16 protein-coding genes are annotated in these 16,658 nt (G+C 66.7%); 13 read left to right on the forward strand and 3 right to left on the reverse strand.

The window, feature by feature from the left end; genetic code table 11:
• The first annotated feature begins 3 nt into the window (after positions 1–3).
• From kynA to KTR40_RS06855, 6 genes are all read left to right on the forward strand, one after another.
• Positions 4–858 (forward strand): tryptophan 2,3-dioxygenase, encoded by an 855-nt coding sequence (kynA, locus tag KTR40_RS06830; RefSeq protein ID WP_139028712.1) that lies wholly within the window; start codon positions 4–6, stop codon positions 856–858.
• Entirely contained in the window at positions 855–2,114 is a 1,260-nt protein-coding gene (locus KTR40_RS06835) for a kynureninase (protein ID WP_228405693.1), read from the forward strand. Before kynA ends, KTR40_RS06835 begins: the two co-directional genes overlap by 4 nt.
• A gap of 205 nt (positions 2,115–2,319) precedes the next feature.
• Positions 2,320–2,589, forward strand: coding sequence for a 30S ribosomal protein S15 (rpsO, locus tag KTR40_RS06840; RefSeq protein ID WP_013600532.1), 270 nt, complete (start codon positions 2,320–2,322; stop codon positions 2,587–2,589).
• A 242-nt stretch (positions 2,590–2,831) separates the two neighbouring features.
• A complete protein-coding gene (locus KTR40_RS06845; RefSeq protein ID WP_228406048.1) occupies positions 2,832–5,099 on the forward strand; it encodes a polyribonucleotide nucleotidyltransferase in 2,268 nt (755 codons plus the stop codon).
• Positions 5,100–5,221: 122 nt separating this feature from the next.
• On the forward strand, positions 5,222–6,565 hold the full coding sequence (locus tag KTR40_RS06850) for a pitrilysin family protein (RefSeq protein WP_139028714.1): 1,344 nt from the start codon (positions 5,222–5,224) through the stop codon (positions 6,563–6,565).
• A 60-nt stretch (positions 6,566–6,625) separates the two neighbouring features.
• A complete protein-coding gene (locus tag KTR40_RS06855) occupies positions 6,626–7,141 on the forward strand; it encodes a DUF1579 family protein (protein ID WP_228405694.1) in 516 nt (171 codons plus the stop codon).
• Between the two features lie 95 nt (positions 7,142–7,236).
• Here the strand turns inward: KTR40_RS06855 and KTR40_RS06860 are convergent, their stop codons facing one another.
• The 3 genes from KTR40_RS06860 to moaA all read right to left on the reverse strand — a co-directional run bounded on the left by KTR40_RS06860 (position 7,237) and on the right by moaA (position 10,613).
• Positions 7,237–9,048, reverse strand: coding sequence for an HNH endonuclease signature motif containing protein (locus tag KTR40_RS06860; RefSeq protein WP_228405695.1), 1,812 nt, complete (start codon positions 9,046–9,048; stop codon positions 7,237–7,239).
• Between the two features lie 165 nt (positions 9,049–9,213).
• Positions 9,214–9,480 carry a MoaD/ThiS family protein gene (locus KTR40_RS06865; protein ID WP_139028716.1) on the reverse strand — a complete coding sequence of 89 codons (267 nt, stop codon included), beginning with the start codon at positions 9,478–9,480 and terminating at the stop codon, positions 9,214–9,216.
• A gap of 5 nt (positions 9,481–9,485) precedes the next feature.
• Complete coding sequence (moaA, locus tag KTR40_RS06870) at positions 9,486–10,613, reverse strand: GTP 3',8-cyclase MoaA (protein WP_228405696.1); 1,128 nt, start codon at positions 10,611–10,613, stop codon at positions 9,486–9,488.
• Positions 10,614–10,957: 344 nt separating this feature from the next.
• On the opposite strand from moaA, the gene KTR40_RS06875 reads away from it, so the two are divergent.
• From KTR40_RS06875 to KTR40_RS06905, 7 genes are all read left to right on the forward strand, one after another.
• Positions 10,958–12,457: a molybdopterin-dependent oxidoreductase gene (locus tag KTR40_RS06875; RefSeq protein WP_228406049.1), complete on the forward strand. Its 1,500-nt coding sequence runs from the start codon at positions 10,958–10,960 to the stop codon at positions 12,455–12,457.
• 23 nt (positions 12,458–12,480) lie between these two features.
• Positions 12,481–13,806, forward strand: a complete 1,326-nt coding sequence (gene glp, locus KTR40_RS06880; RefSeq protein ID WP_370633175.1) for a gephyrin-like molybdotransferase Glp — start codon at positions 12,481–12,483, stop codon at positions 13,804–13,806.
• Positions 13,794–14,288, forward strand: coding sequence for a cyclic pyranopterin monophosphate synthase MoaC (gene moaC, locus KTR40_RS06885; protein ID WP_139028718.1), 495 nt, complete (start codon positions 13,794–13,796; stop codon positions 14,286–14,288). The genes glp and moaC overlap by 13 nt, the downstream gene beginning before the upstream one ends.
• Positions 14,285–14,815 (forward strand): MogA/MoaB family molybdenum cofactor biosynthesis protein, encoded by a 531-nt coding sequence (locus tag KTR40_RS06890; RefSeq protein ID WP_228405697.1) that lies wholly within the window; start codon positions 14,285–14,287, stop codon positions 14,813–14,815. Before moaC ends, KTR40_RS06890 begins: the two co-directional genes overlap by 4 nt.
• Positions 14,805–15,281, forward strand: coding sequence for a molybdenum cofactor biosynthesis protein MoaE (locus tag KTR40_RS06895; RefSeq protein WP_228405698.1), 477 nt, complete (start codon positions 14,805–14,807; stop codon positions 15,279–15,281). The genes KTR40_RS06890 and KTR40_RS06895 overlap by 11 nt, the downstream gene beginning before the upstream one ends.
• Before the next feature lie 96 nt (positions 15,282–15,377).
• A complete protein-coding gene (gene dapB / locus KTR40_RS06900; protein WP_228405699.1) occupies positions 15,378–16,148 on the forward strand; it encodes a 4-hydroxy-tetrahydrodipicolinate reductase in 771 nt (256 codons plus the stop codon).
• 3 nt (positions 16,149–16,151) lie between these two features.
• Positions 16,152–16,631: a hypothetical protein gene (locus KTR40_RS06905; protein ID WP_139028722.1), complete on the forward strand. Its 480-nt coding sequence runs from the start codon at positions 16,152–16,154 to the stop codon at positions 16,629–16,631.
• Positions 16,632–16,658: the final 27 nt, after the last annotated feature.

A 16,658-nucleotide genomic window follows, 5' to 3' on the forward strand; every position in this document is an offset into this window, starting at 1 on the left:
CCCGTGTCCGTCGAGAAGAACACCCGGAAGCTGGACAAGGGGATTGTCCGCGACTTCAGCTCACGGATGAGCTACGCGTCCTACCTGCAGCTGCCAACCCTCCTGAGCGCGCAGCAGCCGGTCAGCAAGCCCGAACACCACGATGAACTTCTCTTCATCATCCAGCACCAGACCACCGAGCTGTGGCTGAAGCTGGTGCTGCATGAACTGCGCAGCGCCGCGGCGTGGCTTCGCGCAGATGACCTGGGGTCGGCGCTCAAGGGCATTGCCCGGGTGAAGCACATCCAGAAAACGCTGACCGAGCAGTGGTCCGTGCTGGCCACCCTCACCCCCACCGAGTATTCCCAGTTCCGCGGGTTCCTTGGCAATTCCTCCGGCTTCCAGTCGAGCCAGTACCGCGCTGTGGAGTTCGTGCTGGGCAACAAGAACCGAAAGATGCTCCCGGTGTTCGAGTCGGACCCGGAGGCGCACGCCATGCTGGAGGAACTGCTGGCAGCACCCAGTATCTACGACGAATTCCTCGCCTACCTCGCCCGGCAGGGCTTCGACGTGCCGGCGTCGGTCCTGCAACGGGACGTCACGAAGGCACACGAGTACACCCCGGAACTGGTGCCGCTGTTCAAGCACATCTATGAGAACGCCGCGGACAACTGGGGCGCGTACGAGGCGTGCGAGGAACTGGTGGACCTTGAGGACAACTTCCAGCTGTGGCGTTTCCGGCACCTGCGGACCGTCCAAAGGACCATCGGGATGAAATCCGGAACGGGCGGATCCAGCGGCGCCGCGTTCCTGCAGAAGGCCCTCGAGCTGACCTTCTTCCCGGAACTTTTCGCAGTCAGGACGGAGATCGGACAATGACCATCCAAGGGGAGAACCCAGCTGCACCAGCGGAGGCGCCGTTGCAGCAGCGCGCCGCCGACCTCGACCGGGAGGATCCGCTGGGGCACTGCCGCGGTCACTTCATCGGCACGGACACACCCCTGTCCTACCTGGACGGAAACTCGCTGGGCCGGCCGCTGAAGCGCACTGCCGAGGACATCGCCGCCTTCATCCGCGACGACTGGGGTGGGCGGCTCATCCGCGGCTGGGACGAGCAGTGGCTGGCCCTGCCGCAGTCCATCGGCGACCAGCTGGGACGGGCAGTGCTGGGCGCCGCGCCGGGCCAGACCATCATCGCCGACTCCACCACCGTGGTGCTCTACAAGCTGATCCGTGCAGCCCTTGCCGCTGTAGCGGATCCGGACCGCAACGAACTGGTCCTTGACACTGAAAACTTTCCCACGGACCGGTACCTCGTCGAGGGCATTGCCCTTGAAGAGGGCCTGACCCTGCGCTGGATCCAGGCGGATCCGGCCGCGGGGGTGACCGTTGACCAGGTGCGCGAGGCAACGGGGCAGCGCACCGCCGTCGTACTCCTCAGCCAGGTCGCCTACCGCTCGGGCCATTTGGCGGACCTTCCCGCCATCACCGCAGCAGTGCACGACGCCGGGGCCCTGGTGGTGTGGGATCTTTGCCATTCGGCGGGGTCGGTGGAGATCGACCTGGACGGTGCCGACGTGGACTTCGCGGCCGGCTGCACCTACAAGTACCTTAACGGGGGTCCCGGCTCGCCTGCCTTCGCCTACGTCAATGCCCGGCACCTGCCCGCGCTGAACCAGCCCATCTGGGGCTGGATGGGGCGGAAGGACGCCTTCGGGATGGCTGCCGGCTATGAGCCGGCGCCGGGGATCCGGGGGTTCCTCAGCGGGACGCCGGCGATCTTCGGGATGCTGGCGATGCGTGGAACCCTGGACCTGATTGAGGAAGCCTCCATGGCTGCCATTCGGGCTAAATCGGAGAAGCTCACAGCCTTCGCCGTCGAGGTGTTTGATGCCTGGCTGGCGCCGCTGGGAGCTGAACTTGCCTCACCGCGGGATCCCGCAGAACGCGGCAGCCACATTACGGTGGACCATCCGGATTTCACCAAGGCAACGGTGGAGGCGCTGTGGGAAGGCGACGTCATCCCGGACTTCCGCGCCCCCCGCGGTATCCGCGTAGGCCTGTCGCCGCTGAGCACCAGCTTCCGGGAGGTTCTCCAGGGCATGGAGGCGATGCGGGACCGCCTGCAGGGATAACGACGCCCCCAGCAGCGACCGACGGAGTGCTGTTTCGACAACATTAGGCAGTGGCCGGTAAACTGAACGATGGATCCGGCTGCAGTCCGTGGCGGCTGGTTCCTGTTGCGTACGGCCCGCACCGGTTTTCCGGCAGGGGCCGCAGCAGCAGACCCGGCAGTGAGTTACTGACCTGGGCCCTCACGGCACATCCCAAGGAGTTATTGTGGCACTTGACGCCGCTGTAAAGCAGTCCATCATCAAGGAATACGCAACCGGCGAAGGCGACACCGGTTCACCGGAGGTCCAGGTTGCAGTCCTGACCCAGCGGATCAAGGATCTGACTGAGCACATGAAGGAGCACAAGCACGACTACCACACCCAGCGCGGTCTGCTGGCCATGGTTGGTCGTCGCAAGCGCATGCTGAGCTACCTCAAGAAGACTGACATCGCCCGCTACCGTTCGCTCATCGAGCGCCTCGGCCTGCGCCGCTAGTCGGACTTAGGGGCGGCCCCTTCCACCACGGAACGGGCCGCCTTCTTCAAATGAAAAACTAAACAGGAGGATCAACCGCATCACGCATTCGCGGTCCTCGGTAGTGATCCCCGGGAACGGCTTCCTTGAGTGAAGCCCCGGCCCGTGGGTCTCGATCGATGACCGGGTGCAGGGCCAGTAGACAGATGCTGGCTGGGTTGATGCGGCTGGACTTCCGTAAAAATGAAACGGAGGTGACTCTCTTGGAGGGTCCCGAAATCCAGTTCTCGGAAGCAGTCATTGACAATGGCCGTTTCGGCAAGCGCGTAATCCGCTTCGAAACCGGCCGCCTTGCCAAGCAGGCAGCCGGCGCAGCGATGGTGTACATCGACGACGACACCGCGCTGCTGTCCGCCACCACCGCCGGCAAGCACCCGCGTGAAGGCTTTGACTTCTTCCCGCTGACGGTCGACGTCGAAGAGCGCATGTACGCTGCCGGCCGCATCCCGGGCTCGTTCTTCCGCCGCGAAGGACGCCCGTCCACCGAAGCCATCCTGGCCTGCCGCCTGATGGACCGCCCGCTGCGCCCCGCCTTCATCAAGGGCCTGCGCAACGAGGTCCAGATCGTGGTCACCGTCCTGGCGATCAACCCGGACGAGCTCTACGACGTGGTGGCCATCAACGCCTCCTCGATGTCCACCCAGCTGTCCGGCCTGCCGTTCTCCGGCCCCATCGGCGGCGTCCGCGTTGCCCTGGTTGCCGACGAAAACGGATCCCAGTGGGTGGCGTTCCCCAAGCACTCACAGCTGGAGAACTCCGTCTTCAACATGGTGGTAGCCGGCCGTATTGCCGGTGACGACGTCGCGATCATGATGGTCGAAGCCGAAGCCACGGACAACTCCTGGAACCTCATCAAGGAACAGGGCGCCACCGCCCCCACGGAAGAGGTTGTTTCCGAGGGCCTCGAGGCTGCCAAGCCGTTCATCAAGGCACTCTGCGACGCCCAGGCCGACCTCGCCGCCCGCGCTGCCAAGCCGACCGTCGAGTTCCCGGTCTTCCTGGACTACGAGGACGACGTTTACGCCGCCGTTGAGGCCGCTGCCGCCGAGAAGCTGACCGCTGTCTTCCAGATCGCCGACAAGCAGGAGCGCGACAACGCGTCCGACGCCCTGAAGGACGAGGTCACCGCTTCCCTGGCCGGCCAGTTCGAAGGCCGCGAGAAGGAGCTGTCCGCTGCCTTCCGCTCGGTTACCAAGCACGTTGTGCGCCAGCGCATCCTCAAGGACCAGATCCGCATCGACGGCCGTGGTCTGACGGACATCCGCCAGCTCACCGCCGAGGTTGAGGTCCTGCCCCGCGTCCACGGTTCGGCCATCTTCGAGCGCGGCGAGACCCAGATCATGGGTGTCACCACGCTGAACATGCTGAAGATGGAACAGCAGATCGACTCGCTGTCGCCAGTGAAGACCAAGCGCTACATGCACAACTACAACTTCCCGCCGTACTCCACCGGTGAGACCGGCCGCGTCGGTTCGCCGAAGCGCCGCGAAATCGGCCACGGTGCGCTGGCCGAGCGCGCGCTGGTGCCGGTCCTGCCGTCCCGCGAGGAATTCCCGTACGCCATCCGCCAGGTGTCTGAGGCTCTCAGCTCCAACGGTTCGACGTCGATGGGTTCCGTCTGCGCCTCCACCCTCTCGATGCTGAACGCAGGTGTGCCCCTGAAGGCCGCCGTCGCCGGCATCGCCATGGGCCTGGTCTCTGACCAGGTGGACGGCCAGACCCGCTACGCTGCGCTGACCGACATCCTTGGTGCTGAAGATGCCTTCGGTGACATGGACTTCAAGGTTGCCGGTACCTCCGAGTTCGTCACGGCCATCCAGCTGGACACCAAGCTCGACGGCATCCCCGCTTCCGTGCTGGCAGCAGCCCTGAAGCAGGCCCGCGAAGCACGCCTCCACATCCTCGAGGTCATCAACTCGGCCATTGACACCCCGGACGAGCTCTCCGAGTTCGCACCGCGCGTTATCGCCGTGAAGATCCCCGTGGACAAGATCGGCGAGGTCATCGGCCCCAAGGGCAAGATGATCAACCAGATCCAGGAGGACACCGGCGCCGACATCTCCATCGAGGACGACGGCACGGTCTACATTGGCGCCACCAATGGCCCGTCTGCAGAAGCAGCACGTTCCGCCATCAACGCCATCGCGAACCCGCAGGTCCCGGAAATCGGCGAGCGCTACCTGGGTACGGTCGTCAAGACCACCACCTTCGGTGCCTTCGTTTCGCTGACCCCGGGCAAGGACGGCCTCCTGCACATCTCCGAGCTGCGCAAGCTGGCCAACGGCAAGCGCGTGGACAACGTTGACGACGTTGTCTCGGTGGGCCAGAAGGTCCAGGTGGAGATCACCAAGATCGACGACCGCGGCAAGCTCTCGCTCGCCCCGGTGGTTGCCGAGGAAGAAGGCGCCGAGGTTGAGGTTGAGACCGAGCGCGCCCACACCACGGAGCCCGCTGAAGGCGCTGACATCTAGCATTCCGCCATGCGGGCGCAGCCCGCGGCAAGCATGAATCGGCGGGGCCGGTGGATGATCCACCGGCCCCGCCGCTGTTACGATGGCAGCCAGATCCCGGCTGCCCCTTTCGAAAGGCCTCAATGACTGTTGTACCCCTGCCGCTTGAGCAGAACCACCGCGGCGATACCCTGGTCCACGGGGCCGACGGCGGCTCCGAAGTCCGGCGTTCGGTGCTGCCCGGCGGAGTGCGGGTACTTACCGAGGCGATGCCCGGGCAGAGGTCGGCCACCATCGGGTTCTGGGTGGGTGTCGGTTCCCGCGACGAGGCGCCCGGCCAGCACGGCTCCACCCACTTCCTTGAGCACTTGCTCTTCAAGGGCACCAAACGCCGCACCGCACTGGAGATCGCCTCGGCTTTTGACGAGGTTGGCGGCGAGTCCAATGCGGCCACGGCCAAGGAAAGCACCTGCTACTTCGCGCGGGTCCTGGATACCGACCTGCCGATGGCCATCGACGTCATCGCGGACATGATCACCGGCGCCGTCCTTGATCCTGCTGAGATGGAGCAGGAACGCGACGTCATCCTTGAGGAAATCGCGATGGACAGCGATGACCCCACGGACGTCGCCCATGAGAACTTTGTTGCGGCCGTCCTGGGAAGCCATCCCCTGGGCCGCCCCATCGGCGGCACGCCGGACGCCATCCGGGCGGTGGCCCGCGATTCCGTCTGGGAGCACTACCAGCGCTATTACCGGCCGGATGAACTGGTGATTACCGCCGCCGGGGGCCTGGAGCACGACGTCGTCTGCGGCCTTGTGGTGGAAGCGCTTGAGTCTGCGGGCTGGTCCCTTGAGTCCGACGCTGCGCCAGTGGAACGCCGGTCCACGGAACGTGCCCTCATCACCGGGACGGCCGGGCTCCACGTCGTCAAACGCGCCGTCGAGCAGGCGAACATCATCATGGGTTGCCCGACGATCGTGGCCACGGACGAACGGCGCTATGTCATGAGCGTCCTCAACGCCGTGCTGGGCGGGGGAATGTCCTCACGCCTGTTCCAGGAGATCCGCGAGAAGCGCGGCCTGGTCTATTCCACGTACTCCTTTGCGTCCTCCTACGCGGATGCCGGCTACTTCGGTATGTACGCCGGGTGCACGCCGTCCAAGGTGCGCCAGGTACTGGACCTGCTCGCAGTTGAGCTGGACAAACTGGCGGAGCACGGCATCTCCGAGGACGAACTCCGTAAGGCCGTGGGCCAGCTGGGCGGCGGGATCGTATTGGCCCTGGAGGACACTGGTTCGCGGATGTCCAGGCTTGGCCGGGCAGAGCTTGTGTCCGGTGAGTACCAGGACATTGACGAGACCTTGCGCCTGATCAAGGCTGTAACCACCGATCAGGTCCAGGAACTTGCGGCCGAACTCGCTGCCGCTCCCCGGACTGTGACCGTGGTCGGACCTTTCGAGGAGACGGAAACGTTCGGCCTCTGACGGCGGAACAGCAGGATGGGCTCGTCAACGGCAGGACTTGGCTCTGGAGGTGAGCGGACAGTGGAACGGACCCCGCCTGGCCGCGCGCCGAAAGCTTTGGCTGGCTTCCTGGGCCACTGGCGGGGGATCACCCGCTTCGCCGCCGGTCCTTGGGGTCCTGAACGGGCGGTCGACGCCGAAGTAACCTACACCCCGGTGGCCGGCGGATCGGCCGTGGTCCAGAGCTACCGCCACTTGGAGCCGGACGGCACGCATTTCGAAGGTCACGGAATCTTCACCGTCGATCCCGACCACCAGGACGTTTTCTGGTACTACGTGGACAACGCGGGCCCGGCACCCGCCGCTGCAGCCCGCTGCACGTGGCAGCATGGCGCCCTCAGGGTGGAACGCGAGGGCGGTGCCGGGTGGACCCGGCACACCTTGAGGGTCGATGGCGGTGTGCTGACGCACGTGACAGAGCTCCGTACACGGGGCGGGAAGTCCGCAGAACAAGGCGCCGGCATGCCCGACGGGACGGGCTCGGCTTACGTTCCGTTTTTGACGTCATCGTTCCAGCGGGCTGACGGTTTCAGGTGACTGCACAACGGAACGGCATCTGACACAACAGGCTGCATTTGCACCTCATACAACGCGTTTCATTTACCGCATTCCCAGTAAGGTTCCAGGCGACCTCAGCAGAGCAGCACGTCCCACTCCCACTCCTTGGGCGGGTCCTCGGGCAGCTTTGGGGGCCTGGCATAGAAGTCGACCCACACGGGATCGTCGGGCGAAAAGACCTCGGGATCCTCAAGATTGCCAGCGACTGGTTCTTCAAGCGGAGGTTCCCCGCCTTGGAATCCAGGTGTTTCCGGTGCACCGGGAAGGAGCCCGGGAGGCCATTGTGCTGGTTCCCGGTCGTGGTGTTCCGCCTTGTAGAGCCTGCCGGTAGGTGAGGTCCAGCCGGGCGGTTCGGTTTTGGTGGCCGGGGTGGGTTTCCAACCGCTGTTGTGTTTCAGGCGGTGATGTTTTGGGCAGAGAAGGGCCAGGTTGCTGACCCCGGTGTTGCCGCCGTGCTGCCAGGCCTGTAGATGGTCCGCCTCGGTGTCCAAAGTCCGGTTGTTGCAGCCAGGGAAGGTGCATTTGCCGTCCCTGAGCTGTAGGGCCTTTTTCATGGCTTTGGTGAGGCGGTAGCCGGCCCGGCCGATTTCGAGGGGTGCGCCATTCCGGGGGGCGACGAGGACCCGATGGAACGAGTGTGCTCCGTCGGCGAGGAGTTTGCGGGCCATCGAGGCAGGGATAGGCCCGTAACCGTCAAGGTCTGCGGGTTCGTCGGTGAGGCCAAGGAGTGAGAACACCGGGACGGTGACGAGGACTTGGGCGTTCGGGACCGGGACGTTACCGAGATTGGTGAACGCGGTGCCGGTTTCAGCGCCAGCCCCCGCAGCGACATCCCCGACCGTTACCCCGGCAGCGTCTGTGCCGCTGGTTCTGGCAGTGGCATCTGGCTGGTCATTGACAGACAGGGAAGCCAGCCCAATGGGGGTGCCGGTGTCTTCTGCAGCGCTGCCTTCTACTGTGCTGCCTTCTACACCGCTGGCTCTTGCCGTGCCGGTTCTTCCTGCGCGGGTACCCGCTCCTGTGTCAGTACCCGCGGCGTGGCCAAGGGCCGGTCCTGCGCTGAGGAGCAGGTGGGCGGCGACGTCGGGCCGCATTTGCGCCAAGGTCCGGGTTTCTTCGGGGCCCTGGAGACCACGGGCGAGGGCGGTGGTGCGGTTCCAGATGGCGCTTGCGGTGTCGGCTGGCAGATAGAGCGAGAGCCAAGCCATGCCGTCGCGGTCCGGGGTGCATTTCATCCGGCGGTCCGCGGCGCATTTGATGTGGCGTTTCTCCAGGGTCTCGGGGTGGTGGCGTTCACGCCAGGCGCGGACCCTGGCGCGGAACCGGTGAGGCACGAGTTCACCGGCGGCGGCTCCCCGGGCCGGTTTAGGGGCGTCGGGATCGAGGAAGTGCGCGACGAGGGCGGCGGCGCCGGCGGGGCCGAGGGTGTCGGTTTCGTCGGCGAGGATTTTGGCGTGCTGCCAGGAGATGGTCCCGGCCGCCAAGGCGCCCATGGCCAGCGGGAGTGCCGCGAGCTGGCGGGCTTGGGTGACGAGGGCCCCGGCGGCGGGGGAGCTGAGGGTCAGGACCCCTGCGATTTCCTCAATCGCCGACATCTCGGTGTAGGTCCGTTCGTGCACGGGCGCGTCCGGCGGGGTCATGGCGTGCTGGATCCCGATGGCCTCTGCCGCGTCCCCGGCCTTCACTGCGGCGACCTGCGCTTCAAGTTGCTTCGCCACGGCCATCCGCTCCAAACGGATCTCATACCTGCGCTGCAGCACATCGACTCCAGCTCCCGCACCAGTGCCGACTTCCAGGGCGGCGTCTTCAAGAAACAGCGCATTCATGCGGGCGATGGAGGCCGTAATGCCCTCCATCGCCGGTGCCGTGCCCGGGCTGGTTTCCATACGGACATCATCCATCGAGGCACCGACATTTTGAGCGGGCGACGAACCAACCGCCAGCGGCGAACGCTTTAGAGGCAACAAGCCCGCCCAGGGTGATCCTTCCAGGCGGCTGCTGAACAAGGTGGCTGTTGGGGCGGGCGGAACGCCACCAATGGGCCGTCTCGCCTAGCCCCCGGCAAACGGAGGCAGCACATCCACCACGTCGTCAGCCTTCAACACAACGGCGCGGTCCCTCACCGCCACCTCATTAAGCAGGAAGCTGCTGCGTGACAAAATGCGGGCCAGCGGGGGAGTGCCGGCAGGCGGTTCAGGCCGCTCCACGGAAAGAACTGCCTCCAGCAGATCGGTAACAGTGGCGCCTGCCCCCAGCTCGAAGCGCTCTTCCTCCACGCCCGCCGCAGCGCGTGCGGCAGCGAAGTAACGTACGTTCAAAAGTTTCAGCCCCCGATGGCGCTCATGCTGCGGTCCGGTTGGACGAAGTCCGGTGCGTCAAGTCCCACGTGGTCCATTCCGTGGGCTTTTGGCTTGATCCACATGGCGTCCTGCCACCGCTGGGCAAGATCGTCATCGCTGGCGCCCGTCCGCAACAATCCCAGCAGGTCGAACTCTTCGCGGGAGAACAGGCAGCTCATGATCTTGCCCTCGGCCGTGATCCGCGTCCGCCGGCAGTCTGAACAGAAGGGCTCGGTCACCGAGGCGATAATCCCTACGGTGCCCAGCGCGGGACCGGAGGAACCGTCAGGCCCAGCCTCCCGCCGTCGTACTTCAAAGCGTTCCGCCGGGGCGCCGTCCCGGGCGCGGGGATCGGAGCTGAGTACAAAGTCGGACGACAGCAGCTCGCGGATCTCCGCGGCCGTGATCATGTTCCGCCGGGTCCAGCCATGGTCGGCGTCAAGTGGCATCTGCTCAATGAAACGCAGCTCGTAGCCGCGCCCCAGCGCCCACGCCAGCAATGACGGCGCCTCCGTATCGTTGATGCCACGCATCAGGACCGCGTTGAGCTTGACCGGGCCAAGACCTGCCGCCCAGGCTGCATCAACCCCGGCCAGCACCTGGTCCAGGAACGGCCGCCGGGTCAGCTGCGTGAAGGTTTCCTCGTGCAGCGAATCCAGGGACACGTTGATCCGGGTCAGTCCGGCCGCCTTCAGCGCTGCTGCCTTCTTCGCCAGCCCCACACCGTTGGTGGTCATCGAAATGGGCAGGTCGGGATGGTTCCGGCGGAGAGCGGCGATGATCTCCACGAGATCGTGCCGGACGAGTGGTTCGCCGCCGGTAAGCCGCAGTTCGCGCACCCCCAGCTTGTCCACGCCGATCCGCACGATCCGTATGATCTCGTCCGCCGACATCACCGCCTGCTTTGCGAGCCATTCCAGGCCTTCGGCAGGCATGCAGTACGTGCAGCGGAGGTTGCATTTGTCCGTCAGGGACAGCCTCATGTCCGTGGCCCGGCGGCCGTACCGGTCCACGAGCCCGGCGGGAGCGTCGGCGGGGCGGGCCGCGGGGACGGATGGCAGCGCTGTGGCCGCTTCCTCCCGTGGCTGCGGCATACCTAGCTGGACACTCATGAATTCAGGCTACGCCACGATGGGCTCTGCATCACACCCGGGTCCACGCGGGTTGCCGCCGCAGAATGTGCAGCCGGAACGGCGCCGCGGGTATCCGTCGAACCTATGCTGGAGGTGTGGACAGCTCCGAGCAACAGGAGGCAACGCACGACGGCGGAACGCGGGTTCCGGAGCGCCCGGCGCCTTCCCTGCCGCAGGGGGAGGGGCAGGGGCAGGCTCAGGGTCAAGGGCAGGCGCTCGGGCGGCGTGCGTGGTTGGCAGCCGCAGCAGGTGCAGTGGCGGTGGGCAGCGCGGTAGTGCTTGGGGAACTTTTGGCGGGCATCTTCAGTCCATCGCTGTCACCCATGACCGCTGTGGGTGGTGCCGTCATTGATGCCGTTCCTCCCGGTGTCAAGGACTGGGCGGTCGCGCTGTTCGGGACGGCCGATAAAGTTGCGCTCCTGGTGGGCATGGCGCTGGTCATTGCCGGCCTGGCCGCTTTGGCAGGAGTCGTGGAGGACCGCCGTCGCTTTGCCGGCATAGCAGTGGTTGGCGTCTTTGGCCTGGCCGGCCTGGCAGCCGTCCTGACCCGCGCCCAAGCGAGTGCCAACGCACTGGTGCTGGCGGTACTCACCGCCGTCGTCGCGGTGGTCCTGCTCAGGTTACTGGTCCGCAGGCTTCAGGAGTGGGGGAGCCAGGCCGCGGAGCCGGCCACCGCAGCTGCAACCCCATCCCCAGCTGCAAGCCCAACGCCAACCGCATACCCATCGCCGACCCCAAACCCAAGGCATGCCCCTGCCCGGCGCCGCTTCCTGCAGGCCTTGGCCGGGGGAGCCGCCTTCACGGCAGTCGGCGGCGCGTTCGCGGCAGCCTGGCGGGGGGCCGCCGCGGTCGCAAGCGAAGCCCGGGGCCGCGTGGCGCTGCCGGTTCCCGCCTCAGCAGCGCCGGCCATACCGGCAGCCGCAGAGGCAGGAGTCGAGGGCATCACCCCGCTGGTCACCCCGAACACCGACTTCTACCGCATCGATACCGCGCTGTCGGTCCCAGCCGTCGATCCCGCGACGTGGGTCCTGAAGGTCACCGGCATGGTGGACAGGGAGGTTGAACTGTCCTTCGCCGAACTCCTGGCCAAACCCTTGGTTGAACGCCATGTCACCATCGCCTGCGTGTCCAACAACGTGGGCGGCGACCTCATCGGCAACGCGCGCTGGCTCGGGTGGCCGGTCCGCGAACTGCTGGCACTGGCAGGCCCGCAGGCCGGCGCGGACATGGTCCTCTCCAGGAGCGCCGACGGCTGGACGGCTGGAACGCCCCTTGAGGTGCTCACCGACGGCAGGGATGCGTTGCTCGCCGTCGGAATGAACGGGGAGCCACTGCCCCTTGAGCACGGCTTTCCCGTGCGGCTGGTGGTGCCGGGTCTCTACGGCTACGTGTCGGCCACCAAATGGGTTACTCAGCTCAAAGTCACCCGGTTCGAGGATGATGTGGCCTACTGGACGCCCCGTGGTTGGTCGGAACGTGGTCCCATCAAGACCTCTTCAAGGATCGACGTGCCGCGTGGCGGCCGCCCCGTGAAAGCCGGAACGGTGCTCTTCGGTGGGGTGGCCTGGGCGCAGCACACCGGCATCGGGAAGGTGGAACTGCGGGTGAACCGCGGACCGTGGCAACAAACCGGGCTGGCGCAAAGCATCTCGCTGGACACCTGGTGCCAGTGGAAGCTTGGACTGGACCTGACGGAAGGGCAGTACGAAGTCCAGGTCAGGGCCACGGACCTCTCCGGCCGTGTCCAGGACGAGCAGAACCGCCCCGCCGCCCCCAACGGAGCAACCGGGTTCCACACGATTAGAGTGGACGTGAAACCCTGAAGGCTGACACCGAAGGCGGAACCATGACCAGCCCCGAACCGCATGGAATGCCTGTGGACGGAATCCGGCACGCGGCCCCGCATTCCGCCCGGCACCAGGCAGGGCACCACGCGCGGTCCGTGGCTGACCACGCCGCCGCCGTCGAGGATCTCCTGCGGCCATTGCGGTCACCGGAGCGGACGGAACACCTGCCGCTGCGCGTGGCCCTGGGCCGGGGCCTCGTCCACGACATCCCCGCTCCCATCAGCCTGCCGCCCTTCCCCAACTCGCAGATGGATGGCTATGCCATCCGTTCCGCTGACGTGCCCGACGGCGGCGGAGAGTTGCGCGTTATGCCTCCCGTCCCCGCCGGTGCCAGTCCGGACGGACTCAGGCCCGGCACGGCCGCACCGATCATGACGGGAGCCATGCTTCCGGACGGAGCCGACGCCGTCGTCCCCATTGAGCGGGCCGTTCCGGACCGCTTCCTGCCGCCCGTAGTGCCGGCAGCGGGACAAGCCACGGGACAAACGACGCAACAGGCAACGGTGCAGTTGCCACCGGCAGTGCCCGGAACGTTTGTGCGGGCAGCAGGCAGCGACATCCTTGCCGGCGAGACGGCGCTGGCAGCCGGCACGTTCCTCGGCCCGGCCCAGCTGGGCCTGCTCGCGGCACTGGGAATCCCGGACGTGACGGTCTACAAGGCCGTGACGGTCCTGCTGGTGACCACCGGCGACGAAGTGGTGGAGCCGGGCCAGGAGCTGCCCGACGGGAAGATCTACGATTCCAACGGCACGCTCCTGGAAGCTGCCATGAGGCAGGCGGGCCTGCTGGTCCGGCGGGCAGGCATTGCCACGGACCACCCGGACGCCCTCCGCACGCTGCTTCGTGCAGAGGGCGGGGCTGCGGACCTGATCGTCACCACCGGAGGGGTCAGCAAAGGCGCCTACGAGGTGGTCCGGCAGGCCATGGAGGACCAGCCGGTGGAATTCCTGCACGTGGCCATGCAGCCGGGAGGTCCGCAGGGGATCGGCAGCTTCGAAGGGATTCCTTTCCTGGGCTTCCCGGGCAACCCCGTCAGCTGCCTGGTGTCCTTCGAGATGTTCCTCCGCCCGGTCCTGGCCGGGCTCCTGGGCACACCCGCACCGCGCCTGCCTGTCCGCGCCCGCCTCGCCCAGCAGCTCACGTCTCCCGAACACAAGCACCAGGTCCGCCGCGGCACTTTGCAGCCCGACGGCACGGTGGAGCTGCAGGGCGGCGAAAGCTCCCATTTGATGCACGCGCTCGCCGGCTCCAACGTGCTGGTCCACGTCCCGGTGGGAGTGGCCGCGCTCGCGGCCGGTGCGGAGGTGGAAGTATGGATGCTGTGAATGCAGAACAAACCCCGGCCGCGCTGACGCACCTGCGCCAGGACGGCAGCGCCCAGATGGTGGATGTCTCCGCCAAAGCCGAAACCACCCGCGAGGCCACCGCCACCGCCACCGTCCACACCACGGCTGAGGTCATGGCCCTGCTCGGCTCAGGCGGACTGCCCAAGGGGGACGCCCTGGCCGTGGCACGGGTCGCCGGGATCATGGCAGCCAAGAAAACCCCCGAACTGATACCCCTTTGCCATCCGCTTCCGCTGTCCAAGGTAACCGTGGATTTTGAACTTGGCACCGGGACAGTGGCGATCCTCGCCACCGTCAAGACCCGCGGCGTCACCGGCGTGGAGATGGAAGCCCTCACGGCAGTGTCCGTTGCGGCGCTCAGCGTCTACGACATGATCAAGGCCGTGGACAAGCATGCCGTCCTCACCGACATCAAAGTGGTTGCCAAGAGCGGCGGCAAGAGCGGGGACTGGACACTGTGAGCACGCCCAGCACCCTCAACGCCCCCGAACCCCACCGCCACGGCGACGTCCAAGGCCGGAAGGCCGGCGTCGTGATCGCCTCCACCCGTGCCGCCGCCGGTATCTACGACGACGAAACCGGCCCCGTGATCACCGACTGGCTGACCGAACACGGCTTCGACGTCTTTCCCGCCATGGTGGTTCCGGACGGTGAGCCCGTAGGAGCAGCCGTCCGTGCGCTCCTCACCCAGCACCCCGCCGTCGTCATCACCAGCGGCGGCACGGGCCTCAGCCCGGACGACCGCACCCCGGACGTTACGCTGCCCCTGCTGGACCGCGAGATCCCGGGCATCATGGAAGCGGTCCGCCGCGCCGGCGCCGCGAAGACCCCGCTGGCGGCGCTGAGCCGTGGTTATGCCGGCGCTGCCGGCAGTACCTTCATCATCAACCTGCCCGGATCACCCAAGGGGGTCATGGACGGGCTGTCCGTCCTGGACCCGCTGATCGGGCACCTTTGCGACCAGCTGGAAGGCGGACATGGGCACTGAGGCAGTTTTCGAAGTAGTCAACGCCGTCCTGAGCGCGGAGCCGATCTCCGTTGACCGGGCTATCGCGGCGGTGGAGAGCGACACTGCGGGGGCGGTGGTCAGCTTCAGCGGCGTGGTCCGCAATCACGACGGCGGAAAGCCGGTTGAGCGCCTTAACTACAGCGCGCACCCCACGGCGCACCAGGTGATGGCCGACGTCGTCGCGCGCCTTGCCGAGGAGCAGGCGGCCGGAACCGGCGGGAAAGAGGGCGGGTCCTCGCAGCCGGTCCGCATCTGGGCGGCACACCGGATCGGCATGCTGGAAATCGGCGACCCCGCGCTGGTGTGCGCCGTGTCCGCAGCACACCGCGGCCAGGCCTTCGCCGTCTGCTCCGAGCTGGTGGACCGGATCAAGGAGCAGGTGCCCATCTGGAAGGAACAATTCTTCACGGACGGCACAGTGGAATGGGTGGGAGCAGGCAGCTGAAGCTCCCGCTGGCGCCGCCCAGGACCTTGGTTCCTGCGAGGTAACGCACACTCCCCGGTTCCTGTGCGGCACGGGCCCACCGGTAGGCTTAACGCCATGACCGAACAACTCCCTGCTCCCATGCCCGTTGCCGTGCTGGGCGCGAACGGGCGCATGGGCGCCGAAGCCGTAAAAGCCATCGAAGCCGCACCGGACATGAAGCTGGTGGCGGCCCTGGGTCGCGGCGATTCGCTGGACCAGGTCACGGCTGCCGGTGCGCGGTATGTGGTGGACCTGACGGTCCCGGAAAGCACCGAAGCGAACGTCCGCTTCGCCGTGGAACACGGCATCCACGCTGTTGTGGGAACCACGGGCTGGGATGCGGACCGGTTGTCCGCGCTGGAAAGCCTCCTGGCAGCACACGCTGACACGGGGGTCCTGATCGCGCCCAACTTTGCCCTCGGATCCGTGCTGGCGTCCGCCTTCGCGGCCAAGGCCGCCAAGTACTTTGAATCGGTGGAGATCATCGAGCTGCACCACCCTGACAAGGTGGATGCGCCTTCAGGCACGGCGGTCCGGACCGCCCAGCTGATCGCCGCCGAACGCGCTGCGGCGCAGGTGCCGCCCAGCCCGGACGCCACTACCAGCGAACTGGCTGGGGCGCGCGGTTGTGACGTCGACGGCGTGCGGGTCCACAGCGTGCGCCTCCGCGGGCTCGTGGCGCACCAGGAAGTCCTTCTCGGCAGTTGGGGTGAGCAGCTGACCCTGCGCCATGACTCCTTTGACCGCGCCTCCTTTATGCCCGGCGTGCTACTTGGCGTCCGCAACGTGGCGGCACACCCCGGACTGACCGTGGGCCTGGACGGCTACCTGGACCTGGGGCTCTAGGCCATGGGCGGACTGCTGGCCGGGTTCCGGAAAAACCGCACCAAGATCTGGGTGGGTGCGGTGACGCTGCTGCTGGTCTTCTACCTGGTGGTGTCCTTCCAGCGCTCCATCCTCCTGCTGACGGACAGCAACCTCGCAGCGCAGGCTATCGGGGCGGCTTACCTTGTGCTGCCCATGATCGGGGCCTGGGCACTCATCCGCGAACTGATGTTCGGGGCCCGTACGGAGCAGATGGCAAAAGTGCTCGAGGCGGAGGGCGGGCTGCCGGTGGACGAACTGCCCCGCACGCCGGCCGGCCGCATCGTCCGTGCTGCCGCGGATGCCGAGTTCGAGAAGTACCGTTCCGAGGCCGAGGCTGCTCCGGATGACTGGCGCTCCTGGTTCCGCCTGAGCTGCGCCTATGACGCCGCCGGCGACCGGAAACGCGCCCGCGCTTCCATGCGGGACGCCGTCAGGCTTTTCCGGGGGGACGTTCCCGCCTGAGGCACCGGCTGCCCGGCACTCTCAGGC

It is taken from the genome of Pseudarthrobacter sp. L1SW (assembly GCF_020809045.1).
In the GTDB taxonomy this organism is placed as follows: Bacteria; Actinomycetota; Actinomycetes; order Actinomycetales; family Micrococcaceae; genus Arthrobacter.